The 307-nt window shown below is 55.4% G+C and carries 1 protein-coding gene; it reads left to right on the top strand.

Translation table 11 applies throughout. The features are described 5' to 3' along the window. Positions 1–15: 15 nt before the first annotated feature. Positions 16–307: hypothetical protein (locus KDM89_RS21390; RefSeq protein ID WP_212689804.1), on the top strand; the 292-nt coding region annotated here is incomplete at its 3' end.

The raw sequence follows: 307 nt of genomic DNA on the forward strand, positions 1-307 counted from the left end.
CGTGATTCGCCTGAAATGGGCCGCTTGATTGCCAAGAGCTTACGCACCGAAGCGCGTGAAAAGCGTCGCCCTGTGCTGGGGGGGCTGGCGGAAATCCTGTACGCGTTTGCAGATTTTTTCGATGGTAAGTTGCACCTGGCAGAACCGGAGTTTGAACGCACTGCAACTATGTTTGAGCTGATCGGTGATAGTGAAGGCTTGGCATTCTCTTTACTGGGCACTGTGGCAGTATGGCGCCGCCATGGTCGCGCTGAGCAGGCTTATTCCCTTTGCCATTCGCGTATTCTGCCGATTTTGCCTGAGGGCG

This window comes from Cognatundibacterium luofuense (genome assembly GCF_018139685.1).
GTDB classification, from domain to species: Bacteria; Pseudomonadota; Gammaproteobacteria; order Burkholderiales; family Burkholderiaceae_D; genus Undibacterium; species Undibacterium luofuense.